The 26,534-nt window shown below is 59.5% G+C and carries 24 protein-coding genes; 10 read left to right on the top strand and 14 right to left on the bottom strand.

The window, feature by feature from the left end:
• Positions 1–4: 4 nt before the first annotated feature.
• The gene (locus BSP75_RS00675) at positions 5–361 is read right to left on the bottom strand and encodes a CesT family type III secretion system chaperone (RefSeq protein ID WP_058053198.1); all 357 of its coding nucleotides are present in this window, start codon (positions 359–361) and stop codon (positions 5–7) included.
• 198 nt (positions 362–559) lie between these two features.
• Here BSP75_RS00675 and BSP75_RS00670 point away from each other — a divergent pair, with 198 nt between their 5' ends.
• Entirely contained in the window at positions 560–2,089 is a 1,530-nt protein-coding gene (locus BSP75_RS00670; RefSeq protein WP_075111878.1) for an ADP-ribosyltransferase, read from the top strand.
• Positions 2,090–2,193: 104 nt separating this feature from the next.
• On the opposite strand, the gene BSP75_RS00665 is transcribed toward BSP75_RS00670, so the two are convergent.
• The gene (locus tag BSP75_RS00665; RefSeq protein ID WP_075111877.1) at positions 2,194–2,958 is read right to left on the bottom strand and encodes an EAL domain-containing protein; all 765 of its coding nucleotides are present in this window, start codon (positions 2,956–2,958) and stop codon (positions 2,194–2,196) included.
• A 302-nt stretch (positions 2,959–3,260) separates the two neighbouring features.
• Between BSP75_RS00665 and BSP75_RS00660 the strand changes: the two genes are divergently transcribed.
• The gene (locus BSP75_RS00660; RefSeq protein ID WP_075111876.1) at positions 3,261–3,848 is read left to right on the top strand and encodes a hypothetical protein; all 588 of its coding nucleotides are present in this window, start codon (positions 3,261–3,263) and stop codon (positions 3,846–3,848) included.
• 230 nt (positions 3,849–4,078) lie between these two features.
• On the opposite strand, the gene BSP75_RS00655 is transcribed toward BSP75_RS00660, so the two are convergent.
• The 3 genes from BSP75_RS00655 to glyQ form a co-directional block, all read right to left on the bottom strand.
• Positions 4,079–4,441 (bottom strand): hypothetical protein, encoded by a 363-nt coding sequence (locus BSP75_RS00655; protein ID WP_075111875.1) that lies wholly within the window; start codon positions 4,439–4,441, stop codon positions 4,079–4,081.
• A gap of 63 nt (positions 4,442–4,504) precedes the next feature.
• Positions 4,505–6,574 carry a glycine--tRNA ligase subunit beta gene (glyS, locus tag BSP75_RS00650; RefSeq protein ID WP_075111874.1) on the bottom strand — a complete coding sequence of 690 codons (2,070 nt, stop codon included), beginning with the start codon at positions 6,572–6,574 and terminating at the stop codon, positions 4,505–4,507.
• 9 nt (positions 6,575–6,583) lie between these two features.
• Positions 6,584–7,528, bottom strand: a complete 945-nt coding sequence (glyQ, locus tag BSP75_RS00645) for a glycine--tRNA ligase subunit alpha (protein ID WP_075111873.1) — start codon at positions 7,526–7,528, stop codon at positions 6,584–6,586.
• A 222-nt stretch (positions 7,529–7,750) separates the two neighbouring features.
• On the opposite strand from glyQ, the gene BSP75_RS00640 reads away from it, so the two are divergent.
• Both BSP75_RS00640 and BSP75_RS00635 read left to right on the top strand, forming a co-directional pair.
• Positions 7,751–8,338, top strand: coding sequence for a DNA-3-methyladenine glycosylase I (locus BSP75_RS00640; protein WP_075111872.1), 588 nt, complete (start codon positions 7,751–7,753; stop codon positions 8,336–8,338).
• A 78-nt stretch (positions 8,339–8,416) separates the two neighbouring features.
• Entirely contained in the window at positions 8,417–8,755 is a 339-nt protein-coding gene (locus BSP75_RS00635) for a hypothetical protein (RefSeq protein ID WP_042060731.1), read from the top strand.
• A 114-nt stretch (positions 8,756–8,869) separates the two neighbouring features.
• Here the strand turns inward: BSP75_RS00635 and BSP75_RS00630 are convergent, their stop codons facing one another.
• Entirely contained in the window at positions 8,870–10,906 is a 2,037-nt protein-coding gene (locus BSP75_RS00630; RefSeq protein WP_075111871.1) for a bacteriohemerythrin, read from the bottom strand.
• 257 nt (positions 10,907–11,163) lie between these two features.
• Here BSP75_RS00630 and BSP75_RS00625 point away from each other — a divergent pair, with 257 nt between their 5' ends.
• On the top strand, positions 11,164–11,820 hold the full coding sequence (locus tag BSP75_RS00625) for an OmpA family lipoprotein (RefSeq protein WP_042060728.1): 657 nt from the start codon (positions 11,164–11,166) through the stop codon (positions 11,818–11,820).
• Positions 11,821–11,964: 144 nt separating this feature from the next.
• Here BSP75_RS00625 and BSP75_RS00620 read toward each other — a convergent pair whose 3' ends face one another.
• Together BSP75_RS00620 and tusA are read right to left on the bottom strand one after the other, a co-directional pair.
• The gene (locus BSP75_RS00620) at positions 11,965–12,312 is read right to left on the bottom strand and encodes a RidA family protein (RefSeq protein WP_075111870.1); all 348 of its coding nucleotides are present in this window, start codon (positions 12,310–12,312) and stop codon (positions 11,965–11,967) included.
• 21 nt (positions 12,313–12,333) lie between these two features.
• Positions 12,334–12,579, bottom strand: coding sequence for a sulfurtransferase TusA (gene tusA / locus BSP75_RS00615; protein ID WP_005342448.1), 246 nt, complete (start codon positions 12,577–12,579; stop codon positions 12,334–12,336).
• A 169-nt stretch (positions 12,580–12,748) separates the two neighbouring features.
• Between tusA and BSP75_RS00610 the strand changes: the two genes are divergently transcribed.
• Entirely contained in the window at positions 12,749–12,940 is a 192-nt protein-coding gene (locus tag BSP75_RS00610) for a hypothetical protein (protein WP_005339471.1), read from the top strand.
• Between the two features lie 75 nt (positions 12,941–13,015).
• On the opposite strand, the gene BSP75_RS00605 is transcribed toward BSP75_RS00610, so the two are convergent.
• The 6 genes from BSP75_RS00605 to BSP75_RS00580 all read right to left on the bottom strand — a co-directional run bounded on the left by BSP75_RS00605 (position 13,016) and on the right by BSP75_RS00580 (position 22,176).
• Positions 13,016–14,254 (bottom strand): ABC transporter substrate-binding protein, encoded by a 1,239-nt coding sequence (locus tag BSP75_RS00605; RefSeq protein ID WP_075111869.1) that lies wholly within the window; start codon positions 14,252–14,254, stop codon positions 13,016–13,018.
• A 4-nt stretch (positions 14,255–14,258) separates the two neighbouring features.
• On the bottom strand, positions 14,259–15,704 hold the full coding sequence (locus BSP75_RS00600; protein WP_042060719.1) for an ATP-binding protein: 1,446 nt from the start codon (positions 15,702–15,704) through the stop codon (positions 14,259–14,261).
• Positions 15,701–16,423 (bottom strand): response regulator transcription factor, encoded by a 723-nt coding sequence (locus BSP75_RS00595; protein WP_005339475.1) that lies wholly within the window; start codon positions 16,421–16,423, stop codon positions 15,701–15,703. Before BSP75_RS00595 ends, BSP75_RS00600 begins: the two co-directional genes overlap by 4 nt.
• A gap of 278 nt (positions 16,424–16,701) precedes the next feature.
• On the bottom strand, positions 16,702–17,886 hold the full coding sequence (fadA, locus tag BSP75_RS00590; RefSeq protein WP_204799113.1) for an acetyl-CoA C-acyltransferase FadA: 1,185 nt from the start codon (positions 17,884–17,886) through the stop codon (positions 16,702–16,704).
• Positions 17,887–20,034 carry a fatty acid oxidation complex subunit alpha FadB gene (gene fadB / locus BSP75_RS00585; RefSeq protein WP_075111867.1) on the bottom strand — a complete coding sequence of 716 codons (2,148 nt, stop codon included), beginning with the start codon at positions 20,032–20,034 and terminating at the stop codon, positions 17,887–17,889.
• Between the two features lie 204 nt (positions 20,035–20,238).
• Positions 20,239–22,176, bottom strand: a complete 1,938-nt coding sequence (locus BSP75_RS00580) for an acetoacetate--CoA ligase (RefSeq protein WP_075111866.1) — start codon at positions 22,174–22,176, stop codon at positions 20,239–20,241.
• A 190-nt stretch (positions 22,177–22,366) separates the two neighbouring features.
• Between BSP75_RS00580 and pepQ the strand changes: the two genes are divergently transcribed.
• The 4 genes from pepQ to hemG are packed head-to-tail and all read left to right on the top strand — an operon-like array spanning position 22,367 to position 26,332.
• On the top strand, positions 22,367–23,689 hold the full coding sequence (pepQ, locus tag BSP75_RS00575; RefSeq protein ID WP_075111865.1) for a Xaa-Pro dipeptidase: 1,323 nt from the start codon (positions 22,367–22,369) through the stop codon (positions 23,687–23,689).
• Positions 23,689–24,306 carry a YigZ family protein gene (locus tag BSP75_RS00570; protein WP_075111864.1) on the top strand — a complete coding sequence of 206 codons (618 nt, stop codon included), beginning with the start codon at positions 23,689–23,691 and terminating at the stop codon, positions 24,304–24,306. The genes pepQ and BSP75_RS00570 overlap by 1 nt, the downstream gene beginning before the upstream one ends.
• 36 nt (positions 24,307–24,342) lie before the next feature.
• Positions 24,343–25,800, top strand: coding sequence for a TrkH family potassium uptake protein (locus BSP75_RS00565; protein WP_042656824.1), 1,458 nt, complete (start codon positions 24,343–24,345; stop codon positions 25,798–25,800).
• A gap of 7 nt (positions 25,801–25,807) precedes the next feature.
• Positions 25,808–26,332 carry a menaquinone-dependent protoporphyrinogen IX dehydrogenase gene (hemG, locus tag BSP75_RS00560; protein WP_058053211.1) on the top strand — a complete coding sequence of 175 codons (525 nt, stop codon included), beginning with the start codon at positions 25,808–25,810 and terminating at the stop codon, positions 26,330–26,332.
• Positions 26,333–26,534: the final 202 nt, after the last annotated feature.

Here is a 26,534-nt window from a genome sequence, read left to right as displayed (position 1 = left end):
GAAATCAGCCTTTGTTGATCTCGCTTGCGGCGTGCACCAGCTGCTCCAGCTGGTGGTGGATCTGGGCGCGATCCAGCTGCTGCAACGGCTGGCGACTCCACAACACCGGCGTCAGGCTCTCGGCATCGAACCCCAGCACCGGCTTGCACGGGTCCTGACTAAACAGGTTCTGGGCGGCAGCCTGGGCGCTGGTGGCCGCGTCGAGGCGGGTAAACATCAGCAGATAGTTGGCAGGGTGTTCGGTCAAATGGCAGGTCAGCTCGCCGATCTGCAGGCTGGTGACGCTCTCCTCCTGCTGCGGCTCAGGCAGCGAGAGGGAGAGAAACAGCTGGTGGATGGCGGCGTGATAAAGAGAGTTCATTGATGGCTCCAGATTGGTGATGGCGCCATTAGAGCATGTCGCTGCCCGCGGCACTGTTAATGGTGGCTCTCTTTTTTTAGCTTTCCGGTCAGCGAGATAGCGCGCCGCGCTCAGTACAAAAATCGCGACCAATCCCGATAGTCCCTGTTGATGGCCTCTCCTAGACTGGCGGCGAAACATCACAAGAAGACAATCATCATGCAGATTCAAACACACACCGGCGGCTTGCAGGCCGTCGCTCACCACAGTGATGCCAGCACAGGGGTTGGCCGGATGGGCCAGCTGGAGGCGCGTCAGGTCGCCACCGGACAAGATGCGATCCTGCTGGGCAGCCGCAGCGAACCGCAAAAAGGACAGGGGCTGCTCTCGCGACTGGGGGCCCAGCTGGCCCGCCCGTTCGTGGCCCTGAAAGAGTGGATCGGCAACCTGCTGGGGACGGACAAGCGTGCCGCTGCGCCGAAGGCGCAAACCGCCGTTTCCCCCGAGGATCTTCAGCGTCTGATGAAGCAGGCTGCATTTGGTAGCTCGCTGGGTGGCTTTGCCAAGGCGGACGTGTTGAACAACATCACCGCCGAACAACTGGGCAAGGATCACACCACTCTGGCGACCGGCAACGGCCCCCTGCGCTCTCTCTGCACCGCGTTGCAGGCCGTTGTCGTCGGCTCCCAGCAGCCGCAACTGCGGGAGTTGGCTGCCGGGCTATTGGCCAGCCCCATCGCCGGTATCCCGCTCCAGCAGTGGGGTACGGTGGGGGGCAAGGTGACCGAGCTGCTCGCCAGCGCCACCCCCGAACTGTTGCAGGAGGCGATGAGCCAGCTGCACACCGCGATGGGTGAAGTGGCTGACCTGCAGCGCGCCGTAAAGGCTGAAATTGCTGGCGAACCGGCGCAAAGCGCGACCACCACTGCCGATGCGGCGCCGGTCCAACGGGGTGAGAGCAAAGGGGCTGCCCGCGAGCAGGTCGCCATGGCGCGCCAGACTCCGGCCACCGGCTACAAGCTGGCGCTGGATCTCATCAGCTATCAGGCCAGCTACCTGCTGCGGGATCAAACCTCGACGACAGTGACCCTGAGCAGCAGCGATCTCAACGCCCTGCATCAGCACATTGCCGATGGCTCCATCAACGGCTCCCACATGGCCAAATTGCAGACCCGTGGTGATCTGCAAACCCTGCGCACTCTGGCGCTCTCGCTGGCCAGCGGCAGCGATGCCAAGGGGGCTCCCCTTGGTCATGCCCTCGACAGCCTTGCCTCGGCGCGCCCCAACCAGCGACTGGTGCTGGGCGGTCTGATGCAGTTTGCCAGTCAGGGCGATCAGGCGTGGGCTGACCATACCGCTGGCAAGCCGGAAGATCGGCTCGATGCCGGGGCGCGGCAGCGCTTTGATGGTGACAACATGAAGGCGGCGGTGGCGCGTCTCGGCGCCAGCGAAGCGCGGCAAGTGCTGCAACAGCTGGAAGGGGCTTTTGGTGATCGGGTGCGGGGCATCTGTGATCTAGCGGTTGAGCTGGTCTCGCCCTTTGCCGACACGGTCCCGGAGGCCGTATTGACCTCCAGGCTGACTCGCATGAGCACTGTGGTGAGCACCCTGATCGACCAGATCAAGGAGCACCTCGGGCTGCCCCTGTCAGCTCACAGTGATGCGTCCCAGATTGATTCTGCCGATCAGCTGACGCCGCTCGAACTGGCGGCACTGGCTCATATCGGCGTCGATGACCGCTATCTGTAAACCGCCCCTTGGGGCAAGGCCAGATGGCACGAAAACGGACACCCTCGGGTGTCCGTTTTTTATTCTGGTGGAGGGAGCGGGCGCTCAGTGCCGACTGCGATGGCTCAAAGGCTGGCGAAATCCACCTCGGGCAGGGTTTCAAAGCCGGGGCGGGCGAACAGGTAGCCCTGCATCAGGCTGATACCCATCTCCCGCAGGCAGGCCATCTCTTCGCGGGTCTCGATCCCCTCCGCCAGCGGGGTGATCTTCAGCTCCGCAAACAGCGCCAGACAGTGGCGCACGATGGCTTGCCGGGTCGGGTCCTGGTCGATGCCGCGCAACAGGTGCATATCGAGCTTGATGGTATCTGGCAGAAAATCGGCCAGCAGGTTGAGGCCCGAGTAACCGGCGCCAAAGTCATCCATCGCCGTCTTGAAGCCAAGGGCCTGATAGTGATCGACGATGCCGCGAATATGCTGGTTATCCAGCAACTGCTCCACCTCGGTCAGTTCGAACATGATCTGCTCGATGGGGAAGTTGTGCTCGCGGGCCGCCTGCAGGGTGGTGCGGATGCAGCGCTCCGGGCGGTAGACCGCATTGGGCAGAAAATTGATGCTCAGCATCCCCTTCATCCCGAGTCGGGCCGCCAGCGCGATGGCCTTGATGCGGCACAACTGATCGAAGCGATAGCGATTGCTGTCGTTGACCCGGGCAATCACCGAGTGCGCAGATTCGTTGTTGAGCCCCCGCACCAGCGCCTCGTAGCCGAATAGGGTGCGTTTGCAGCAATCGACGATGGGCTGGAAGGCCACGGTGAAATCGAAGTCGAGATCCACCTGCTCCTGACACTGCTGGCAGATTGACGGGGCGCGGGCGGCAGGTATGTTCATGACGTTCCTCTGATTGGCCGTGGCGGCGCTGGGCACTGTCTCAAATGATAACAGCTCATTCCCCCCCTGTAGGTTCGATTAGCGCAGCGTAATCGGACGAACGAGAGGCTTTGGTTGCGGTGGTTGCCGTGCAATAGAGGCGGCCAGCCGGAGGGGAGATTCGGCTGGCTGTTATGGCGGGAGAATCAATTTATGCGAATTTTCAATTTCACCAATCAGTACGTGTTGTCGAATAATAACGTAACGCCTTGTGATATGATGATTGCCGATAAATTACTTGTATGAAATGAACCATGAGTTTTATGAAAACAATCACATTTAAAGTTGTATTGATTTTTGTGGCTATATTGCTGTTTTTGTTCCCTGCATTTATTTATATATTAAAGTGGGGTGTAGGATTATGGTCTTCGCATGAAGATTGGTCTATTATGGCGTCTTATCTTAATGGAATATATGGGCCAATATTAACAGCAATTTCGATTTCATTTGTTGCATACCAAATAAAGTCCACGTCAAATAACAATGAAATAAATAGATTGGTGGAAGATTTTGCAAGGCTTAGCTTGAATCTAAAGCTTCATATAAATGATATAGGAAAGGAGTCAATACATGTTCTTCATCAAGAGATTGAGGTTTCTATAAACAATGGAGATAATCCAATACTTGGTGAGTTGGCGTATAGTTTTTATAAAAATAAATCTCAGTTGATGCACTCTATTATTGGATTGCATTTGACATTGAATGCACTCAAAAGATTAGATTATAATAAGTATTCACTGATGAGGGTGAATTTATTCTCTGACGTTGAGAGAGATTTATTTGGTAAGCTGGTTTATATCGCATTTAAGTTTAACCTAATATCTAGTGATGAGATTATGGATATTCCATAAGTCAATGATAAATAGGCATTCTGATTGTTAAAGCGAAAAATTGGACACTTACAGTGTCGTTATTATTTCATTCATCTTAGCGATAATAACCTCAGAGTTGCTTTGCACCGTGGATGACTAATGAGTCAGCGGTGTCAATTTGCTGACGGAACTATGGCAAGTATTTATGGTGGTAAATCTATTTTTGCGAGTATCCGATTACGCCTAACGGCTAATCTAACCTACACAGATCACTCTTTTTCCAACACATAAATAGTTGTTTTAAGAGCCTGTTCCAAATGTTGTGATCTTGGCTCGTTGTCTTTGCAATGAGAAAATTCGAACTGCATGAGTTTAAGAATAGGAATGGAAGCGAAGGCGTATTGTTTATACCTCTGCAGTTGGTAAATAGCTGCTATTTGTTGAACCATTTTGACTGTACGACCTGATTCATCTGCACCAGAGGCGAGGCATACCATTTTGTGGAATGCCTCGTATACGCGTTGCTCTTGATCACGAGCTCGTTGGTCAATCCATTTGAATAAGCCAATTACAAATGCGATCCCAGTACCACACGCTGTGATAAGTGAAATGTATTTAAGTACTATTTCCATCAATCCTCCTAGTAAAACGGCGCCTCAATGGCGCCGTTTTTAATATCACTTACTTAACCAGAATCACTGCAGCAGGGAGATATCCGCGACTTGCAGGAACAGGTTGCGCAGGTTGTTCAGCAGCGCCAGACGGTTGGCCTTGAGGGCTTCGTCGTCGGCCATCACCATCACTTCGTTGAAGAAGGTATCGACCGGCTCGCGCAGGGCGGCCAGACGGGTGAGGGCAGCCTGATAGTCACCGGCAGCGAACAGCGGGGCCAGTTCGGCTTGCAGTTCGGCAACCTGGGTAGCCAGCGCCTTTTCGGCGGCATCGACCAGCAGTTCCGGTTTGACGGCAGTCGGCAACTCGCCTTCGACCTTGGCCAGAATGTTGCTCACGCGCTTGTTGGCGGCAGCCAGTGCCAGTGCGGCATCCAGAGTGCGGAAGTGGCTGACGGCCTTGACGCGACGATCGAAGTCGAGCGGACGGGTCGGGCGGCGGGCCAGTACGGCCAGCACCACGTCGGCACCGATGCCTTCGTCCTGATAGGCGGCGCGGAAGCGGCCCAGCATAAAGTCGACCACGTCGGTGACGACGGTTTTGTTGGTCAGCTTGTCGCCGTAGACGCGTACCGCTTCTTCAACCAGTTCAACCAGATCCAGATCCAGCTGCTTCTCGGTCATGATGCGCAGGGCACCGATGGCGGCGCGACGCAGTGCGAACGGGTCCTTGTCACCCTTCGGCAGCATGCCGATGCCGAAGATACCGGCCAGGGTGTCGAGCTTGTCGGCCAGCGCGACGGCGCAGGCAACCAGACCGGACGGCAGGGCATCACCGGCAAAGCGCGGCATGTACTGCTCGTTGAGGGCCACGGCCACCGCTTCGTCTTCGCCATCGTGACGGGCGTAGTGCATCCCCATGACACCCTGGGTGTCGGTGAACTCGCCGACCATGTTGGTCATCAGATCACACTTGGAGAGCAGACCGGCACGCTTGGCCTGAGTGACATCGGCGCCAATACGCTCGGCGATAAAGCCGGCGACGGTCTCGATGCGCTCGACCTTGGCCTTGACGGTGCCCAGCTGTTGCTGGAACAGCACGGTTTCAAGGCGCGGCAGGCGGGAGGCCAGGGTCTGCTTGAGGTCGGTCTTGAAGAAGAACTCGGCGTCAGAGAGACGGGGGCGAACCACCTTCTCGTTGCCGCTGATGATCTGGCTCGGGTCTTTGGACTCGATGTTGGTGACGAAGATGAACTTCGGCAGCAGCTTGCCGTTCTTGTCGTAGACCGGGAAGTACTTCTGGTCACCCTTCATGGTGTGAACCAGCGCTTCAGCGGGAACGGCCAGGAACTTCTCTTCAAAGTTGGCGGTCAGCACCACCGGCCACTCGACCAGTGCGGTCACTTCTTCCAGCAGGGCGTCGTCCAGATCGGCAACGCCACCGAAGGCGGCAGCGGCCGCTTCGGCGTCAGCCTTGATCTTGGCCTTGCGCGCCATGAAATCGGCAATCACCATGCCGCGCTCCTGCAGGATCTGCGGGTACTGGCTGGCGTTGTCGATGGTGAATTCGCTCTCGCCCATAAAGCGGTGACCGCGAATAGTGCGGGCGGAGTCGATACCCAGAATGTGAGCGGGCACCAGATCCCCATCCAGCAGCAGGGTCACGGTGAACACCGGACGCACGAACTGGATGGTCTTGTCGCCCCAACGCATCATTTTCGGGATGGGCAGCTTGGCCAGTGCGGAGGCAACCAGTTCGCCCAGCAATTCTTTGGCCGGACGGCCTTCGACCTTGGCGGTGTGAACCAGCCACTCGCCCTTGTCGGTGACCAGACGCTCGGCCTGCTCAACGGTGATGCCGTTGCCGCGAGCCCAGCCTTCGGCAGCCTTGGTCGGCTTGCCTTCGGCATCGAACGCCTGAGACACGGCCGGGCCGCGCTTCTCGACGCTCTTGCTCGGCTGTTCGCCAGCCAGCTCGCTCACCTTGAGGGCCAGACGGCGCGGTGAGGCAAACCACTCGACGTCGCCGAAGGCCAGATCGGCCTTGGTCAATTCGCTTTTGAGGTTGTCGGCAAAGGCTTCGGCCAGGGAGCGCAGGGCTTTGGGCGGCAGCTCAGCAGTACCGATCTCTACCAGAAATGTATGTTGTGCCATGTCCGTTCCTTAACCTTGCTTGTTCTCACTGCGCTCACGCGTGTCGTCGCTACGCTGGCACATCGGGAAGCCCAGCGCTTCGCGGGAGGCGTAGTATGCCTCTGCCACGGCCTTGGTCAGGGTGCGAATGCGCAGGATGTAGCGCTGACGCTCGGTGACCGAGATGGCCTTGCGGGCATCCAGCAGGTTGAAGGAGTGAGCGGCTTTGAGGATGCGCTCGTAGGCAGGCAGCGGCAGCGGTTTTTCCAGTGCCAGCAGGTGCTGGGCTTCCTTCTCGTACTGCTCGAAGCAGTGGAACAGGAACTCCACATCGGCGTGTTCGAAGTTGTAGGTGGATTGCTCCACTTCGTTCTGGTGGAACACGTCGCCGTAGGTGGTCTTGCCCAGCGGGCCGTCAGACCAGACCAGATCGTAGACGCTGTCTACGCCCTGAATGTACATGGCCAGACGCTCGAGACCGTAGGTGATCTCGCCGGTCACCGGCTTGCACTCGAGGCCGCCAACTTGCTGGAAGTAGGTGAACTGGGTCACTTCCATGCCGTTCAGCCACACTTCCCAACCCAGACCCCAGGCACCCAGCGTCGGGTTTTCCCAGTTGTCTTCCACGAAGCGGATGTCATGGATTTCAGGATCCATGCCCAGCTCTTTCAGGGAGCCCAGATAGAGTTCCTGAATGTTGTCGGGGGAAGGCTTGATGATCACCTGGAACTGGTAGTAGTGCTGCAGGCGGTTCGGGTTCTCACCGTAGCGGCCATCGGTCGGACGGCGGGACGGTTGCACGTAGGCGCAGGCGATGGGCTCCGGGCCCAGGGCACGCAGACAGGTCATGGGGTGGGAAGTACCGGCACCCACTTCCATATCCAGCGGCTGAATGATGGTACAGCCCTGGCGGGACCAATAGTCCTGCAGCTGCAGGATCAGGCCCTGAAAGGTTTTGACATCGAATTTTTGCATAATTTTTTTCGCGCGAAGTGAAAATCAGAGCAAGATTTGCTGAATGTGAACCGAGGGAGTATACCGTCTGGCATGGTCGGATAATAGGCGAAATTGCAGCGGATTCACGGGATGGCACTGCGCCCTGGCTGGTCGGGCGGGATGTCCGGTACAGGATGTGAGCGATGCCGCCAGCAGAGTGGGCAGGGTCGGGGAAGCCGCTGAAATCATAAGGGAGAGAAAATGGAACTGCGCTGCGCCTGGGTGACCAAAGACCCGGAATACATTGAATACCATGACAAACAGTGGGGCAGGCCGGTCTATGACGCCCGCGAACTGTTTGCCAAGCTCTGCCTCGACGGCCAGCAGGCGGGGCTGTCGTGGATCACCATCCTGAAGCGTACCGAGAGCTACTACCGCGCCTATGCCGACTTTGATCCGGTGCTGATCGCCCGGTTCGACGAGCAGGATGTGGAGCGGTTGATGCAGGACAGCGGCATTATCCGCAACCGGCTCAAGGTGCAATCGATCATCATAAATGCCCGCGCCTATCTGGCGTTGCAGGAGCAGGGGATCGATTTTGCCGACTACCTGTGGGGCTTTGTCGGTGGCGCCCCCATCGTCAACCAGCGCCAGGGCAACGGCGATATTCCGGCGACCTCGCCGGAGTCGGATGCCATGTCGAAAGCGCTCAAGAAGCTCGGCTTCAACTTTGTTGGCAGCACCATCTGTTACGCCTTTATGCAGGCGGTGGGGATGGTGAACGATCATCTGGTCAGCTGTCCTTGCCACGCCGAGTGCCAAAAAGAGCAGCAAAAGAAGCCGGATTGAGCCCCTTTGTGGCATCCGGTTCAGTCGGGATACAGTGATGGCCGTTCAGAATTGCGCTCCCCAATCAAGGAGTCATTCATGTCTTTCATCACTGTTCGCGGACGCGCCTGCCGCGCCCTGATCCTGGCTTGCGCCACCCTGCTGACCTCACTGCCTGCGCTGGCGGTCAAAGAGGCGCGCGACATTCGTCAGGATGCCCGCAGCGACGCACGGGATGTTCGTCAGGATAGTTACACCGGTCATCAGGACGCCCGTCAGGATGCCCGCGATGTGCGTCAGGATGGCCGCCCGCAGGCTCGCGACATGAAGCAGGATTGCCGTCAGGAAGAGTACCTGAACAACGTCGACTGCCGTCAGGACAAGCGCCAGTTCAAGCAGGATGTGCGGGAAGATGCGCGGGATATCCGCCGCCGCTGATCCTCGCTTCATGGCAGTGGCCCGATCTGGCCAACCGCTGGCAGCCAAACAGTGTGACAAGAAAAAGGCTCCCGAAAACGGGAGCCTTTTTGCATCTGGTCGCCGGGTGGCGGCTTACGCTACTCCCGCCTTTACCATGCACTCGCTGTATTGCTTGTCCACCTTCAGGATATGGTTGAGCAGCCAGCTCTTGAGGAAGATGATCATCTCCATGTTGAGATCCTGTTCGTCGCCATCTTCGCGGTGGATCAGGTTGCCCAGCTCTGCCAGCAGCCTGGCATGCTCCTGTTTGTGGCGTTGCAGCTCGGGGTAGCGCGCCTGTTCCATACTGCGCTCCTCGTCGGCAAAGTGCTGAATCGCCAGCTTGAGCAGCTCGTCCAGCCGCTGTTTGCGCACCTGCACCGGACTGTTATCACTGACCGCGTGGTAGAAGCGGTTCATCGCATCGAACAGACCCTGGTGCTGACGATCCACGCTCGCCACACCCACCATGAACGTTTCGTTCCAGCGCAGCAGGTCGTGTTCATGGCCCGTTGATTGCTGCTGGCTCACCTCGAACTGGTCGCTGATCAGGCTGATCTCCTCATTGGACTGGTTCAGGTCGCGCGTGTGGGCCCGACTCTCGCGGGCCAGCTCGAGGCATTCACGAGCAATATTGGCAACCTGCATGACGTTGCGATTGGTCTCTTCCGCGACCTGAGCCTGTTGCTCGGCTGCCGTGGCGATCTGACCATTCATGTCGGCGACCCGGGTAATGGCCGAGACAATGGCATTGAGGGTTTCGCCGGTGCCCGCGGCCTGGTTGACCGCCTGTTCGCTGACGTTGCGGGTGGTATGCATGGTGCTGACGGCATGGCGGGTGTTGTTCTGCAACGCTTCGATCCGCTGCTGGATATCGACGGTGGCGGCCTGGGTGCGGGTTGCCAGCTGACGCACCTCGTCGGCGACCACCGCAAAGCCGCGCCCCTGTTCGCCAGCCCGAGCTGCCTCGATGGCGGCATTGAGCGCCAGCAGGTTGGTCTGTTCCGAGATGGTGCTGATCACCTGCAGAATGTTGCCGATCTGGCTGCTCTCCTGATCCAGCCGGGTCACCTCACCGGCGGATTGCTCGATATGGGTGGCCACCTGACGGATCAGGGCGATGGTCTGGCTCACCTGCTGCTGGCCATCGTGGGCCTGCTGCTGGGTGAGCAGGGTATCCTGACTGGCCTGCTCGGTATTGTGTTCGATGTTGTGGACGGTGGCGGTCATTTCGTTGATGGCGGTCGCCAGCATGTCGGTACTTTGCTGCGCCCGCTGCATGCTGCTCAGGGTGCTGCCGGAATGGTTCATCAGCAGCGCCATCTTGTCGTGGGTCTTGTGAGAGACCTGCTGCACCGAGCCGATCAGGCTGTCGATATTGTCGAGGAAGCGGTTGAAGACGGTGGCGAGGTAGGCGAATTCATCCTGCCCGCGGCTGCGCAGCCGGAACGTGAGGTTGTGGCTGTGGTTGGCCAGCTCGACCAGCTGGGTCATCAGCTGTTGCAGTGGCCGCACAGTCTTGAGATGGATCAGCAGCAACATCAGCATGATGATGGTGAGGCTGACCACGAGCAGCAGCAGATCCTGGCTTTGCAGGGCGCTGCTTTGGCTGGCGATCTCCCGCTCCTGACTCATCAGCTGTTGTTGTTGCTGCTCCAGCGCCCCTGCCACCTGAGTGGCGATGCTATCGGTTATCGCGTCAAATCCCTCGCCAGGCTGTTTCATCAGGCGGTTGCCCGCTTCGCGTCCCTCCTTGAGGTAGGCATCGACCATCCGTTTGCCTGTCTCCAACTGGCGAGCCAGCAAGGGGGTGAGGGCACTCTGCAACTGCGGCAGGGTGTCGAGCAGCTGCCGGGCAGTCTGGGCATGCTGCTCCGCCTCGGCAACGGAGTCCTGCTCCCCCGAGACGGCCGCATCGGTCAGAAATTGCTGCACCTGAGTGGTGTGATAGCGCAGCTCCTGCAGGGTAATTTGCCGGTTGGCGCTGGTGATCAGCTGTTCTGGCAGTTGTCCGAGCCGATCGGTCAGGGTGCTGCGCCAGATGCCGCCCAGCACCATGGTCAGCAGGATAACCAGGCTCGCGCCCAACAGCAGATGGCGGATCGAGAGGTTGCGAAGCAGTGCAAACATGGCGAGACCTCAAAGATCTATTGATGGTGCCTTCAATAGTAGTCAATGGCGTCAGCCAGCCCGCTGTCGTTTGTGGCCGGGGGCTCGGTCATGGGGGATGGTCCGGTGTTCAGCTCTTGTCCAGTGCTCCCCGGCATAATGGCGGCCATCCGCCAGAAGAGGGCGCAATCCGTATCCTGACGTCACACCTTGGCACGCGGCTGGGGTAGAATGCGCGCTTTGTGGTTTTGAGTCGGTTTTTTCAGAGGTTTTTTTTCATGCATTTCAAGACAATTGTTCCGGCGGTTGCGCTGGCCGTGGCCCTGAGCGGCTGTACTACCAACCCGTACACCGGTGAGCAGCAGACCTCCAAGGCGGTCTGGGGTTCGCTGGCCGGTGCCGCAACCGGCGCGGCAATCGGTGCCATGTCCTCCAGCAAGGGTGACCGCAAGAAGGGGATCCTGACTGGTGTGGCGGCAGGTGCGGCGCTGGGCGGCGGTATCGGTTACTACATGGATGTGCAGGAAGCCAAGCTGCGCGAGAAGCTGCAAGGCACCGGCGTCAGCGTCACCCGCAATGGTGACCAGCTGATCCTCAACATGCCGAACAACGTCACCTTCGACAGCTCCAGCGCCCAGCTGAAAGCGGCCGGTGCCAACACCCTCTCCGGTGTGGCCATGGTGGTTGCCGAGTTCGACAAGACCCGCCTGAACGTGGTCGGTCACACCGACAGCAGCGGTTCCCGCGATCTGAACATGAAGCTCTCCCGCGAGCGTGCCGATGCCGTTGCCGCCCAGCTGATTGGTCAGGGTGTCGCTGGCAGCCGCATCTCCACCACCGGTGTAGGCCCGGATCAGCCGATCGCCTCCAACAGCACCGCGGCTGGCAAAGCCCAGAACCGTCGCGTGACCATTACCCTGACCCCGACCGCCTAAGTCGTTCAGGTTTTGGTAACGAAAAGGCCCCGCCAGTAATGGCGGGGCCTTTCTATTGGAGCCGTGGCTAGCAATGGCTCCTTATTCTTTGCTCCCTTCTCCCCTTGCGGGAGAAGGGGCGGGGATGAGGGGGATAACCGCCTCTTAGACAGCGGCAGTCAGCTGCACTTCCACCTTGTAGCCGTCGTGGGCCAGACGGGCCTGTACGCAAGCGCGAACCGGTGCAGTGCCAGCCGGGATCCAGGCATCCCACTGCTCGTTGAAGGCAGCGATGTCCTGAATGTCTTTGAGATAGATGTTGGCCATCAGGATCTTGTCGACGCCGGAGCCGTTGGCTTCCAGCAGACGTTGCAGGCTCGCCAGCACTTCGCGGGTCTGCTGGTGGATATCGGCCTCTTCGCTGACGGGCACTTCCACCACATAGAGGGTGCCATTGTGGATGACCACGTCTGACCAACGCTGGGTGGTGCCGATTCGGGTAATGGTTGTCATGGAGTGCTCCGGTTCGGGGGCTTATTGACCCTTGCGGATCAGATAGCGGTAAGGGGCCTGCTCTGTCTCGCTGGCGACCAGGGTGTGATCCATAAAGCGGCAGAAACTGGGGATGTCGCGGGTGGTTGAAGGATCGTCGGCGCTAACCAGCAGGGTCTCGCCATCCGCCATCAGCCGCACTTTCTTGCGAACCATCATAACGGGTTCCGGGCAACGAAGCCCGATTGCATCCAACTCATGGGTTGCATCGCAGAATAAATCACTCATCTATTATCAACCTTCAACCTATTCGGCTGCCAATGATACTCAGGGCTAAAAAATAATCAAACAAACGACCCATTAACCAGCATATGTAACCGAAATGTTATTCGGCCCTATCCAGCTTGCGCCGGACGAGTAATATAAAAATTGAACCATATTCAACAAGGAGGTGAATATGCAGGTCTCCTACGGCAGATTACAAGCCTATGCAGGCATGGGGTTCTTGTCCTTCGCCATGATAGTGATGGGCAGCCCGATCGGGAACACCGGTACCTGGTTCGGCTCCATGGTGATGGTGGGGTTGGGGCTCTGGATCGAGCTCAGCGATTACTATGACGAGGATGAGGACGAAAACGATCAATCCTGAACCGGATGACGATTCAACAACAAAGGCGGAGCAATTCCGCCTTTGTCATTTCTGCCGCTCGGCCATTTGCCCGGATCAGCGGGTCGAGCGCATCGCCCGCTCCAGATGCAGCGCCGTCTGCTGCGGGTTTGCTTTGGGGTCGTTGAAGTAGTTGCTCAGCACATCCATGATCGCCTGACGCATATTGGTCGGCGTCGCCATCCCCTCCGCCATGCTGGGCAGCAGGTTGTCCTGCTTTTCCGCCAGCAGGAAATCCTGATAGGAGCGCACGGCGCAGCGGTCGAACTTGCTCATGTCGGGGTTGGTCAGCGCCGGGATCGATCCCTTCACCCGGTTGAACTCTGCCTGGAATGTTGGCGTCATCAGCAGCTGGGCCAGCTCGCCCTGGGCCTGTAGCTGGGCCGGATCCCGCTGCTTGAACATGGCGATGGAGTCGAGGTTGTAGCTGAACAGCCCTGCGCTGCCCGGGCTCGGCAGGCAGGCGATATCCTCACCCGGCCGGTAGTTGCCCGCGCTCAGCTCCCCCTTCACCCAGTCACCCATCACCTGCATGGCGGCGCCACCGCTCTCCAGCAGATTGGTGGCCTGATGCCACTTCAGACCGGCGTATTTTTGCGGCACATAGGCACGCAGCTGCTGGAAGCGGGTCAGCACCCGCACCATGTCGGGGCCGGTCAGGGTGGTGCTGTCCTGTTCGAGGAATGCCTTGCGGTAGAACTCCTTGCCGCCCTCACCGAGCGCCACCGTTTCAAACAACACTGCCAGCTGCCAGGGCTCGTTGCCGATGGCGAGCGGGGTGATACCCCGTTTTTTAAGCTGGTCGGCGATGGTGACGAACTGGGCCCAGTCGGTGGGTGGAGTGAGCTTCTGCTGCTCGAACACCTTGCGGTTGAGCCACAACCAGTTGACCCGGTGAATGCCGGTCGGCACCGCCATCAGGGCGTCACTCTGGCTGAGGGTGGCCCGCACCATGGGGGGCATTTTGGCGTACCAGCCGAGGTGTTCGGCCATCGGGCTGAGATCGCGCAGAAAGCCGAGTCCGGCCCACTCCTTGAGTTCATAGCCCTTGAGGTGGGCCGCCTCCGGTGGGTTGGCCGCCAGTGCCCGGCTCTTCAATACCGTCATGGCGCTCTTGCCACCGCCGCCCTGTACCGCGAAGTCGTTCCACTGGTTGCCCTGTTCGGTCCACTCGGATTTGAGCACCTCCACGGCCTTGGCTTCACCGCCGGAGGTCCACCAGTGCAGCACCTCCACCTGAGAGGCGCACGCCGGTAGTGATAGCAGGGCGATGACAGAAAAAGACAACCACTTCATAAGGTTACTGCCTTGGTAGGGAGAGCGTGGCCTGCAGGCCACCTTGCGGACGGTTTTCCAGCACCAGATCGCCGCCGTGGGCGTGGGCAATGTTACGGGCGATGCCAAGGCCGAGGCCGGTGCCCGCCTGATCGGTGCTGAGCCGGTAATAGGGCTCGAAGATGCGCTCGAACTGATCGTCCGGCAGGCCGGGGCCCTCGTCCATGATGAAGAGGATCAGCATCTCCTCGTCATCCATGATGATGATGCGCACTTTCTGGCCGTATTTGATGCCGTTGTCCACCAGATTGCCGATGCAGCGCTTGAGCGCCAGCAGCTTGCCGCGATAGGGCCATTTGCAGTGGCCTTCAATGGTCAGCCGCTCGTCGTGCAGGTTCATCGACTCCGCCATCTGCTCCAGCAGGGCGTTGATGTCGATCTCTTCGATGTTCTCGTGGATGTCGGTCTCTTTCACCGTCTGCAGCGCCCCCTTCACCATCAGCTCCAGCTCGTCGAGATCCTTGTTGAACTTGCCGATCTGCACCTCGTCGTCGAGCAGTTCGACCCGCAGCCGCAGCCGGGTGATGGGGGTCTTGAGGTCATGGGAGATGGAGCTGAACAGCCGCTCTCTATCGTCGATATAGCGGCGAATGCGGTGTTGCATGATGTTGAAGGCGCGGGTGGCCGCCACGATTTCCGATGCCCCTTCCTCTTTGAGCGAGGGCTGGTCGATATCCTTGCCGAGGTTGACCGCCGCCTTGGCGAGCCGACGCAGCGGGCGGGTCTGCCAGCGCACCAGCATAAAGGTGAAGAAGCAGAGGAACACCGTCATCAGGGCGATAAAGCGCACCTGATTGCTCGGCATCACGGTATCGTCGAGGGTCATGTAGGGGGCGGGCAGCAGGGCCGCCAGATAGAGCCACTCCCCCTTTTCAATTTCGATCTGGGTCACCAGCACCGGCGGGTTGAGCGGTTCCAGCGACAGGGTGTAGCGGGCCCAGGAGGAGGGCAGGTCTGCCAGCAAGGTGTCGTTGTTGAATACGTGCAAGTCGTCGGGTCGGGAGAAGTCCACCTTGATCGCCATGGCATCGGAGAGCTTGCGGGTCAGCACCCCCTGCACCTCCTGCAGCACCAGCGTCTTGCGTTCGCTCTCGGGGATGGCGTTGATGTGGATCTCTTCCTCGTTGAGCGAGACGAAGAAGCGGCTGCCACCCATGTTGCGCAGCTGGTCCAGCGCGATATGGCGATACTGCAGCGGCAGGGATTTGAAGAAGTTGACGGTGGACGCAGCGGAGAGCGCCAGGTTGCGGGTGGTGCTGATCATCCCTTCCAGCTCCCGCTTCTGGATCTGCTGCATCCAGATGCCGGTCAGAATGGTCTGGGAGAGCAGGATGGCCAGCAACAGCAGCAGGATCATCCGTGACAGCAGGGAGCGGGGCACCAGCGCCCCCCAGGACCACTTGTTGCTCATGGCAGTTCGTGCACCTCGGCAATCAGCATGTAGCCGCTGCCGCGAATAGTCTTGATGATGCGCGGGCTCTTGCCGTTGTCCCCCAGTTTCTGGCGCAGACGGCTGATCTGCACATCGATGCCGCGCTCCATCGGCAGGCTTTCGCGGCCACGGGTGGCATCGGAGATGGTGTCCCGATCCAGCACCACGCCGGGCTGTTGCAGGAACATGCCGAGCAGCATGGCATCGCTGCCGGAGAGATCCAGCAGGCTGCCATCGTCATGGGTCAGCTGGTGGCTCAGGGTGTCGAGGGTCCACTCGGCAAAACGCAGGCGGCGGCTAGGCTCTTTCTCTTTTTCCGGCTGGCGGAATTCGGCGCGGCGCAGCAGCGCCTTGATGCGGGCCTGCAGTTCACGGGGGCTGAACGGCTTGGCGATATAGTCGTCGGCACCCAGTTCCAGGCCGATCACCCGATCCGCTTCATCGGAGGCGGCGGTCAGCATGATGATGGGCACCTGGGAGTCACGACGGATCTGCTGGCAGAGGGTAAAACCGTCCTCGCCGGGCATCATGATGTCCAGAATAATCAGGTCCGGGCTGTGCTGGGCGAGTTGCTGGCGCATCTCGTTACCCTCCGCTGCCGTCAATACCTGAAAGCCCGCCCGGGTCAGGTACTCATTGAGCAGCTCGCGGATCTCTTGGTCGTCATCGACGATCAGCAGTTGTTTGCTCATTGACATATGTATGTGCATCCACCCATTTTTTTGTGCAGATTGAACCTGTCGGGGGAGTAAAAAGCAAGCAAGCCCCCCATCTAATGTGAGGTTTAAGGCAATAACAGCCTATTGATAAGGTTAAAACGAAAAAAGGCCGACCCAAACGGGACGGCCAACAGACAGCTTCTGACCACTGACGATCACCCCGTGTGGCGATCGTCACAGACTTGAAAAGGGGCCAGTCAGACTGACCCCGAAAAGGGACAACTCTCAGTAGTGCATCCCGTCGATCCGGCTGGTTATCACACCCGTTCAAACACGGTGGCGATACCCTGACCCAGGCCGATACACATGGTGGCCACGCCCAGGGTGGCATCCTTCTCCTCCATCAGATTGATGAGAGTCGTGGAGATGCGGGCGCCGGAGCAGCCGAGCGGGTGGCCCAGCGCAATGGCGCCGCCGTTCAGGTTGACCTTCTCGTCCACCAGATCCTGCAGACCCAAATCCTTCACGCAGGGCAGGGACTGGGCGGCAAACGCCTCGTTCAGCTCGAACAGATCGATATCGCCGATGGTCAGACCAGCCCGCTTGAGCGCCTTCTGGGTGGCTGGCACCGGGCCGTAACCCATGATGGCGGCATCGCAACCGGCAACGGCCATGGCACGCACTCTGGCGCGGGGCGTGAGGCCGAGCGCCTTGGCGCGATCCGCACTCATCACCAGCATGGCCGCGGCGCCATCGGACAGCGCCGAGGAGCTGCCAGCGGTGACGGTGCCGTTGACCGGGTCAAATGCCGGACGCAGCTGGCTTAAGCCATCGACCGTGGTCTCCGGGCGGATCACTTCGTCGTAGTCGTAGAAGAAGCGGGCGCCGCTGGCATCATGGCCTTCCAGCCCGACGATCTCTTTGGCGAAGCGCCCTTCCACGGTCGCAGCATATGCGCGGCGATGGGAGCGGGCGGCAAACTCGTCCTGCTGCTGACGGCTGATGCCGTGCAGCTTGCCGAGCATTTCGGCGGTCAGCCCCATCATGCCGGAGGCTTTCGCCACCGACTTGGCCATGCCGGGGTGGAAGTCCACACCGTGGCTCATCGGTACGTGCCCCATGTGCTCGACGCCGCCGATGATGAAGATGTCCCCATCACCCACCTGAATGGCGCGGGAGGCGTCGTGCAGCGCCTGCATGCTGGAGCCACACAGACGGTTGACGGTGACCGCCCCCACCTGCTTCGGAATACCGGCCAGCAGCGCGGCGTTGCGAGCGATGTTGAAGCCCTGCTCCAGGGTCTGCTGCACGCAGCCCCAGTAGATATCCTCGATCTCGTTCGGGTCGAGGTTGGGGTTGCGCAGCAGGATGGAGCTCATCAGGTGCGCGGACAGATCTTCTGCACGCACGTTGCGGAAGGCGCCGCCCTTGGACCGGCCCATCGGGGTCCGGATACAGTCGACAATGACTACGTCTTTCATGAATGGATCTCCTTTCCGCAATCAGTAGAAGGTTTTGCCCTGGGCGGCCATCTCGCGCAGCTTGTCGCTGACGCGGTAGAGCGGGCCCAAGTCGGCATACTGGTCGGCCATGGCCACGTAGCGATCCAGACCAATGGTGTCCAGATAGCGGAACACGCCGCCGCGGAAGGGAGGGAAGCCCAGACCGTAGACCAGTGCGATGTCGGCTTCGGCTGGCGTGGCAACAATGCCCTCTTCCAGACAGAGCACTACCTCGTTGATCATCGGGATCATCATGCGAGCGATGATGGCTTCCTTGTCAAAGTCCTGCTTCGGCTTGGCAATGGGGGCCAGCAGCTCGTAGCTGGCGGCATCGGCCACCTTCTTCGGCTTGCCCTTCTTGTCCTGCTCGTAAGCGTAGAAACCCTTGCCATTCTTCTGACCGAAGCGGCTCACTTCGTACATCACGTCGATGGCGGTGCGGCCTTCCTTGCTCATGCGCGCCGGGAAGCCTTGCGCCATCACGTCACCGGCATGGTGACCGGTGTCGATGCCGACCACATCCAGCAGGTAGGCGGGGCCCATCGGCCAGCCGAACTCCTTCTCCATCACCTTGTCGACGGCCGCGAAGTCGGCGCCATCGGCGACCAGCTTGTTGAAGCCGAAGAAGTAGGGGAACAGCACGCGGTTGACGAAGAAGCCCGGGCAGTCGTTGACCACGACCGGCGACTTGCCCATGGCGGCGGCATAGGCCACCACGCGGTTGATGGTTTCATCGGATGTCTGCTCGCCGCGGATGATCTCCACCAGTGGCATGCGGTGTACCGGGTTGAAGAAGTGCATGCCGCAGAAGTTCTGCGGACGCTTCAGCCCTTTGGCAAGCAGGGAGATAGGGATGGTGGAGGTGTTGCTGGCGAGCACGGCGTCTTCGCCAATGATCCCTTCTACTTCACCCAGTACGGCGGCCTTCACCTTGGGATTCTCGACCACGGCTTCGACCACCACATCCACATGCTTGACGTTGTCATAGCTGAGGGTCGGGGTGATAGCGGAGAGCACCTGGCCCATCTTGATGCCATCGATGCGGCCCTTTTCGAGCTGGCCGTTGAGCAGCTTGGTGGCTTCGCCCATGCCAAGTGCCAGCGCCTTCTCGTTGATGTCCTTCATCACCGCCGGAATGCCCTTGCTGGCAGACTGGTAGGCGATGCCGCCGCCCATGATGCCGGCACCCAGTACGGCGGCGTGGCCGGTGGCCTTGCTCGCCTGCTTGGCCGCCTTCTTGGCCAGCGCCTTGATGTGCTGATCGTTGAGGAAGATACCGACCAGCGCCTTGGCGACATCGGTCTTGGCCAGCTTGATAAAGCCCTGTGCTTCAACTACCAGCGCTTCGTCACGGCCCATGCCAGCAGCGGCCTCGACAGTTTTCACCGCAGTCATCGGCGCCGGATAGTGTTTGCCCGCCACGGCGGCAACCATGCCGGCGGCGGTGGTGAAGCTCATCATGGCTTCCAGTTTGGAGAGGCGCAGCGGGGCTTTTTTGGCGGCGCGACGGCTCTGCCAGTCCAGCTTGCCCGCGATGGCGTCTTTGATCATCTGCAGCGCAGCGCTCTGCAGTGCCTCGGGGGCGACCACGGCGTCGATGGCGCCCACCTTGAGGGCGTCATCGGCGCGGACATCCTTGCCGGTGGTGATCCACTCCAGCGCGTTGTCGGCACCGATCACTCGCGGCAGACGGACGGTGCCGCCAAAGCCCGGCATGATGCCGAGTTTGGTCTCGGGCAGGCCGATTTTGGCTGTGGTATCAGCCAGCCGGAAGTCGGTGGAGAGAATGGTCTCGCAGCCGCCGCCCAAGGCGTGACCCTTGATGGCGGAGAGGGTCGGCACCGGCAGATCTTCGATGGCGTTGAAGATGTCGTTGGCCTTTTTCAGCCAGCCGAGCAGATCTTCTTGCGGCAGATCGAACAGTTCCAGAAATTCGGTAATGTCGGCACCGACGATAAAGGCGTCTTTGCCAGAGGTGAGGATCAGACCCTTCAAATCGGCTTGTTGCTGTAATGCGGCGATCGCTTCGCTCAGGGAGAGCAGGGTAGCGCGATCAAGCTTGTTGACTGAACCCGGGGCATCAAACCTCAGTTCGGCAATGCCGTTTTCGAGGTAGCTGACCGACAGGGTTTCGCCTTGGTAGATCATGAGAGTGTCTCCTTGTTCCCACTCAGTGGGGGGTGTTGCTCCTTTATCCCCAGCAGGGGGCGAGGCTCACTATTGATCCAAAAGGAGACATTTTCAACACCTATTTAAAACATTTGTTTAACAGTTCTCGAGTAAAAGCTCCTCATCACAAAACGGGCAAAAGAGAGGCGCCTTGCGGCGCCTCCGATGGATGTGAGTTTGTTATCAACTGGCCAGTTCCGGCCGGTTGCGATACTGGTTCAGCACCTCTGGATCGGCGAGGGCGTGGGTGTTGTTGACGGGTCTGTTGTGCACTACCTCCCGCACCGCCAGTTCGACGATCTTGCCGGACTTGGTGCGGGGGATGGCATCCACCTGCAGGATGCGGGCCGGCACGTGGCGGGCGGTGCAGTGCTGTTTTATCTGCTGGCGGATCCGCTCGCGCAGCGGCTCGTCCAGCTTGCAGCCCGCCTTGAGTTTGACGAACAGCACCACCCGCTCGTCCTGCTGCCACTGTTGGCCGATGACGATGCTCTCTTCCACCTCGTCGAGCTGCTCGACGTAGCGGTAAATCTCGCTGGTGCCGATCCGCACGCCGCCCGGGTTGAGGGTGGCATCGGAGCGGCCGTAGAACAGAATGCCGCCGGTCGGGGTCAGCTCGATCCAGTCGCCGTGGCACCAGATGTTGTCGAACCGCTCGAAGTAGGCGGCGTGGTATTTGTCGCCGTTCTCGTCGCCCCAGAAGTAGATGGGCTGGGCCGGGAACGGTTTGGTGCACACCAGCTCGCCCTTCTCCCCCTGCACCGGCTGGCCCGCTTCGTTGAATACCTGTACCGCGAGGCCAAGGCCACGCCCCTGGCTCTCGCCGCGATAGACCGGGCTGAGCGGATTGCCAATGACGAAGCAGGAGCAGATATCGGTGCCGCCGGAGATGGAGCTGAGCTGTACATCCTGCTTTATCTGCTGGTAGACGTAGTCGAATCCCTCCGGCGACAACACGGAGCCGGTGCTGCAGACGAGCCGTAGCTGTGGCAAGTCGTGGGTCTTGATGGGGGCATAGCCTTGTTTGTGCAACGCATCGAGATATTTGGCCGAGGTGCCGAACAAGCTGACTTGCTCGTCGCGGGCGAGATCCCACAGCACGTTGCCGTCCGGGTAGAAGGGCGAGCCGTCGTAGAGCACCAGAGTTGCGCCGGAGGCGAGGGCGCTCACCAGCCAGTTCCACATCATCCAGCCGCAGGTGGTGAAGTAGAAGATCCGCTCCCCCGGTTTGATATCGCAGTGCAGTTGGTGCTCTTTCAGGTGTTGCAGCAGGGTGCCGCCGATGCCGTGCACGATGCACTTGGGTTTGCCGGTCGTACCTGACGAATAGAGGATGTAGAGCGGATCGTTGAAAGCCATCGGCTCGAAGGCGAGCTGGGCACCGTGCTGGCTCGCCAGCAACTGCTGCCAGTCGTGGCCAAGCTGCAGCGGGTTGCCGAGCAGGGGGATCATCACCGTCTGCTCTATGCTGTCGATCTGGCTGACGACCCCTGCCACTTTGTCCTGAATGTCGATAGCCTTGCCGCTATAGCGATAGCCATCCACCGCAAACAGCACTCGCGGCCGGGTCTGGCCGAAACGCTCCACCACACTGGCTTCACCGAAGTCGGGACTGGTGGAGGTCCAGATCGCCCCGAGGCTGCTGGTTGCCAGCATGGCAACGACAGTTTCCGGAATATTGGGCAGATAGGCGGCAACCACATCGCCACGACCAATCCCCTGCTGGCGCAGCCACTGAGCCAGCCGGGCCACCAGATCACTCAATTCACGCCAGCTGAGGGTGCGGCTTGGGCTTCCTTCGATGCGGGAGATGATGGCCGGGCTCTCGTCCTGTCGGCGCAGCAGGTTCTCGGCGAAGTTGAGCTGGCTGTCGGGGAACCAGCGGGTGCGCTGCATATCCTGACGATTCTCCGCCACTATGTTGCCGAGCTCGCCCTTGACGCCGCAGTGTTGCCACACCAGCGGCCAGAAACGGGTGGTCTTCTCCACCGACCATTGGTAAAGCTGCGGATAGTTCTGCAACTGCAAGCTGTGGAAACGGTTCACCTCCGCCATAAAACGGTAGAGGTTGGATTGCTGCATCCCGAGCGGATCCGGTTGCCACAGGCAGAGGTTGTCCATGAGTAATCCCTGACTTCATGTATCTACCGGCAGTGTATTGAATTGTTTTTGATTTGTTAATGTTTGGTTTTGTGTTGATAACAAACAGGTTGTAACGCATGCGTTACCTCACGAAGCGGCAGCTTGACGGGTCGAGCAGCCCCGAGCTTGGTGTTATGCTGCTATCACATTCACCTCGGAGCAGGACGCCATGAGCAGCTACAGCCAACTTTTTGCCCAGCACCTCGATACCTTGCAGCAGCGCACCCGCGACATTCTGCAACAACAGGGGCTCAGCGGACTGGCCATCCACTCCGGCCAGACCCACCGCATCTTCCTCGATGATCAGGATTATCCGTTCAAGGTAAACCCGCACTTCAAGGCCTGGTTGCCGGTGCTGGACAACCCCCACTGCTGGCTGCTGGTGGACGGGGTGAACAAACCGGTATTGCTGTTCTATCGCCCGGTGGATTTTTGGCACAAGGTGGCGGATCTGCCCAATGCCTTCTGGGTCGAGTTCTTCGATATCCGTTTCCTGACAAGGCCGGAGCAGGTGGCCGACCATCTGCCTGCCAACAAGCAGGAATGGGCCTACCTGGGCGGCCATCTGGAAGTGGCCGAGCTGCTGGGGCTGACCCAGCCCAATCCGGAGGCTGTGCTCAACTACCTGCACTATCACCGCGCCTACAAGACCCCCTACGAACTGGAGTGTCTGCGCGAAGCGAACCGGATCGGGGTGCGCGGCCATATCGCCGCCAAGGACTCCTTTATGGCGGGGGCGAGCGAGTTCGAGATCAATCTGGCCTACATGAAAGCGGTCGGACAGGGAGCCAATGAGGCGCCCTACGGCAATATCGTCGCCATCAACCGCAATGCAGCCATCCTGCACTACACCCATTTGTCTGCCTTGCGGGTGCCGGATGTGGAACGCCACTCTTTCCTGATCGATGCGGGGGTCGATTTTCACGGTTATGCCTCCGACATCACCCGCACCTGGGCGTGGCGGCGCGGCGAGTTTGCCGATCTGATTGCAGCCCTCGACGAGCAGCAACAGGAGATCATCAAGGAGATCAAGCCGGGTCGCCGCTACAGCGAGCTGCACCTGCAGATGCATCACAAGCTGGCGCGCCTGCTGCAGACCACCGAGCTGGTAGACATGTCGGTGGACGAGATGATCCACACCGGGGTGACCAACGTCTTCTTCCCTCACGGTCTCGGCCACTTCCTTGGCTTGCAGGTACACGATGCCGGTGGTTTTATGCAGGATGAGCGCGGTACCCATCTGGCGGCGCCCGAGCTGTTCCCCTATCTGCGCTGCACCCGGGTGATGGAGGTGGATCAGGTGTTCACCATCGAGCCGGGACTCTACTTCATCGACAGCCTGCTGGAGCCGCTGCGTCAGGGCGAACAGGGCAAACGGGTCAACTGGAACAAGGTGGAGGCACTGCGGCCGTTTGGTGGCATCCGCATCGAAGACAACATTGTGCTGCACGCCAACGGGGTGGAGAACATGACCAGACAAGCAGGGCTCTGATGGCGGCAGCCTATTCCATTCCGGCTGCCCCGCTGGAGTTGACCGAAGAGATAAAGAAGAGCCGCTTCATTACCCTGATTGCCCACACCCCGACTGTCGAGGCGGCCAAGGGGTGGGTCAACGAGATCAAGCGCCAACATCCGACCGCTCGCCATCACTGCTGGGCCTTTGTGGCTGGCGCGCCGCAAGATAGTCAGGTCTATGGCTTCAGCGATGATGGCGAACCTTCCGGTACGGCGGGTAAGCCGATCCTGGCCCAGTTGATGGGCTCGGGGCTTGGTGAAATCTGCGCCGTGGTGGTGCGTTACTACGGCGGCATCCAGCTTGGCACCGGTGGACTGGTCAAAGCCTATGGGGGCGGTGTCGGTGCTGCCCTCAAGCAGCTGCCAACCCTGCTCAAGGTGCCGCGCACCCCCTCTCTCATTCACTGCGATTACGGTGACATGGGGACGGTCGAGTCGCTGATCAGCAACCATAATGGCGAATTGCTGGCGGCAGATTACGGTCAGCAGGTCACCTTGCAGGTGGCTTGGGAGTCCGCTGTTTGGGCTCAGGTGGACCGTGAATTGACCGACCGGACTCATGGGCGGGTATCCCTCAGTCCCTTAGATGGCTAGAATCCATCGCTCTTTAATTGGGGAAAGGGAGCTGTAATGCACATCCTGAGCATTATTCGCATTGTTGGCCTGCTGGTTGCGCTGTTCAGTTCGACCATGCTGTTGCCTGCACTGGTGGCCTTCGGCTATCGGGATGGTGGTGGTGCCGAGTTCGTCAGCTCTTTTCTGATCGCTCTGCTGCTCGGCGTGGTGCTCTGGTTTCCCAACCGCTATCACAAGAAGGAGATGCGCTCGAAAGAGGGCTTCCTCATCGTGGTGCTGTTCTGGACTGTGCTGGGCAGTGTGGGGGCGGTGCCCTTCATCATGAGCGACGTGCCGGACATGTCGGTCTCGGAAGCCTTCTTCGAATCTTTTTCCGGCCTGACCACCACAGGCGCAACGGTACTGACCGGGCTCGATAACCTGCCCAAGGCGTTTCTGTTCTATCGCCAACTGCTGCAGTGGTTGGGGGGCATGGGGATCATCGTACTGGCGGTGGCCATTCTGCCACTGCTGGGTATCGGGGGCATGCAGCTCTACCGTGCCGAGATCCCGGGGCCGGTGAAGGATACCAAGGTGACGCCGCGTATCGCCGAAACGGCCAAGGCGCTCTGGTTCATCTATCTGTTGCTGACCGCACTCTGTGCGCTGGCCTATTGGCTGGCCGGGATGACGTTGTTCGATGCGGTGTGCCATTCGTTCTCGACTCTGTCGGTCGGTGGCTTCTCTACCCACGACGCCAGCATCGGTTTCTTCAACAGTCCGGTCATCAACCTGATTACCGTGGTGTTCCTGCTGCTGGCCAGCGTGAACTTTGCGCTCCACTTTACCGTTTTCTCCCACCGTCCGGTTCGGATCGGGCGCTATCTTTATGACTCGGAACTCAAGGTGTTCCTGGCCATTCAGGCGACCCTGGTGATGATCTGCTTTGTCGCCTTGCTGACCCACGGACACTACGCCACCTGGCAAGAGGCGCTCAACCACGGGCTGTTCCAGGCGGTCTCTCTGGGCACCACCACCGGTTACAGCACCACTACCTATGCCGACTGGCCCTCGTTCCTGCCCATGCTGCTGATGTTCTCCGCCTTTATCGGCTGTTGCGCGGGCAGTACCGGCGGCGGCATCAAGGTGATGCGTTTCATGATCCTGTTTATGCAGGGGATGCGCGAACTGAAGCGGCTGGTCCACCCCAGAGCCATCTATACCTTGAAGCTGGGGAATCGGGCGGTGCCCGAGCGCATCGTCGAGGCGGTGTGGGGCTACTTCGCTACCTATATCATTCTCTTCTTTATATTCATGCTGCTGTTGCTGATGACGGGACTGAACGAAGTGACCGCATTCACCGCCGTGGCGGCGGCTTTCACCAACGTAGGTCCGGGGCTGGGAGAGGTATCTGCCAACTTCGGCAATATCTCGCCTGCGGCCCAGTGGGTGCTGGTGGTGGCCATGTTGTTTGGCCGATTGGAAATTTTCACGCTTCTGGTACTGTTTACTCCTGCATTCTGGCGTAGTTGAGGTTGTTATGGACAAGATTCTGGTGCTTTATTCCTCTCGGGATGGCCAAACCCGCAAAATAGTCGATGTCATGCTGGAGCAGATGCCGGGATGTGAAGTGGTGATGCATGACCTGCACACCTTGCCGATGTGCAACCTCAGCAAGTATGCCAAGGTCTTGATCGGTGCCTCCATTCGTTATGGCAACTTCCACCCCAGCCTGTTCAGCTTTATTCATGCCCATCAGGAGCAGTTGGAGGTGGCCAATGCGGCCTTCTTCTGCGTCAACCTGACTGCCCGCAAGCCAGAGAAGCAGACGCCGCAAACCAATGCCTATATGAAGAAGTTCCTGCGCCTCTCACCCTGGAAGCCGAAAACTCTGGGTGTGTTTGCCGGTGCGCTGCAGTACTCCCGCTATAACTGGTGGCAGACTCGCATCATCCAGCTGATCATGAAGATCACCGGTGGTAGCACCGATACCAGCAAGGACCTCGAGTTTACCGATTGGGAAAAGGTGCGCAGCTTCGCACGCGAATTCTGGTCAAAAAGGTAGCAGTGTGATGTAAATTCAGGGTTTATTGCCCTAAACAGCCCCGCCGATGCGGGGCTTTTGTTTAATAAAGCAACGGTTGAACCGGAAAACTGCAAAAAGTGCCATTTTTTGCAGTTTTGCTCTTGTCATCCCGGCGCGGCTCCCTATAATGCGCCCCTACCAGCACGGCGGAACACGCCGGACTGATGAGCCAGCTTCCTAG

The sequence above is a fragment of the Aeromonas sp. YN13HZO-058 genome (assembly GCF_001921245.1).
Classification (GTDB): Bacteria; Pseudomonadota; Gammaproteobacteria; order Enterobacterales; family Aeromonadaceae; genus Aeromonas; species Aeromonas allosaccharophila.
Note: the sequence above shows the minus strand (reverse complement) of the source record. Positions and strands in the feature narration are given on the sequence as shown.

Bases quoted from the DNA above. Each gene is read 5' to 3' on its own strand.
- BSP75_RS00675 (WP_058053198.1), bottom strand. From the start codon at position 361: ATGAACTCTCTTTATCACGCCGCCATCCACCAGCTGTTTCTCTCCCTC.
- BSP75_RS00670 (WP_075111878.1), top strand. From the start codon at position 560: ATGCAGATTCAAACACACACCGGCGGCTTGCAGGCCGTCGCTCACCAC.
- BSP75_RS00665 (WP_075111877.1), bottom strand. From the start codon at position 2,958: ATGAACATACCTGCCGCCCGCGCCCCGTCAATCTGCCAGCAGTGTCAG.
- BSP75_RS00660 (WP_075111876.1), top strand. From the start codon at position 3,261: ATGAAAACAATCACATTTAAAGTTGTATTGATTTTTGTGGCTATATTG.
- BSP75_RS00655 (WP_075111875.1), bottom strand. From the start codon at position 4,441: ATGGAAATAGTACTTAAATACATTTCACTTATCACAGCGTGTGGTACT.
- glyS (WP_075111874.1), bottom strand. From the start codon at position 6,574: ATGGCACAACATACATTTCTGGTAGAGATCGGTACTGCTGAGCTGCCG.
- glyQ (WP_075111873.1), bottom strand. From the start codon at position 7,528: ATGCAAAAATTCGATGTCAAAACCTTTCAGGGCCTGATCCTGCAGCTG.
- BSP75_RS00640 (WP_075111872.1), top strand. From the start codon at position 7,751: ATGGAACTGCGCTGCGCCTGGGTGACCAAAGACCCGGAATACATTGAA.
- BSP75_RS00635 (WP_042060731.1), top strand. From the start codon at position 8,417: ATGTCTTTCATCACTGTTCGCGGACGCGCCTGCCGCGCCCTGATCCTG.
- BSP75_RS00630 (WP_075111871.1), bottom strand. From the start codon at position 10,906: ATGTTTGCACTGCTTCGCAACCTCTCGATCCGCCATCTGCTGTTGGGC.
- BSP75_RS00625 (WP_042060728.1), top strand. From the start codon at position 11,164: ATGCATTTCAAGACAATTGTTCCGGCGGTTGCGCTGGCCGTGGCCCTG.
- BSP75_RS00620 (WP_075111870.1), bottom strand. From the start codon at position 12,312: ATGACAACCATTACCCGAATCGGCACCACCCAGCGTTGGTCAGACGTG.
- tusA (WP_005342448.1), bottom strand. From the start codon at position 12,579: ATGAGTGATTTATTCTGCGATGCAACCCATGAGTTGGATGCAATCGGG.
- BSP75_RS00610 (WP_005339471.1), top strand. From the start codon at position 12,749: ATGCAGGTCTCCTACGGCAGATTACAAGCCTATGCAGGCATGGGGTTC.
- BSP75_RS00605 (WP_075111869.1), bottom strand. From the start codon at position 14,254: ATGAAGTGGTTGTCTTTTTCTGTCATCGCCCTGCTATCACTACCGGCG.
- BSP75_RS00600 (WP_042060719.1), bottom strand. From the start codon at position 15,704: ATGAGCAACAAGTGGTCCTGGGGGGCGCTGGTGCCCCGCTCCCTGCTG.
- BSP75_RS00595 (WP_005339475.1), bottom strand. From the start codon at position 16,423: ATGTCAATGAGCAAACAACTGCTGATCGTCGATGACGACCAAGAGATC.
- fadB (WP_075111867.1), bottom strand. From the start codon at position 20,034: ATGATCTACCAAGGCGAAACCCTGTCGGTCAGCTACCTCGAAAACGGC.
- BSP75_RS00580 (WP_075111866.1), bottom strand. From the start codon at position 22,176: ATGGACAACCTCTGCCTGTGGCAACCGGATCCGCTCGGGATGCAGCAA.
- pepQ (WP_075111865.1), top strand. From the start codon at position 22,367: ATGAGCAGCTACAGCCAACTTTTTGCCCAGCACCTCGATACCTTGCAG.
- BSP75_RS00570 (WP_075111864.1), top strand. From the start codon at position 23,689: ATGGCGGCAGCCTATTCCATTCCGGCTGCCCCGCTGGAGTTGACCGAA.
- BSP75_RS00565 (WP_042656824.1), top strand. From the start codon at position 24,343: ATGCACATCCTGAGCATTATTCGCATTGTTGGCCTGCTGGTTGCGCTG.
- hemG (WP_058053211.1), top strand. From the start codon at position 25,808: ATGGACAAGATTCTGGTGCTTTATTCCTCTCGGGATGGCCAAACCCGC.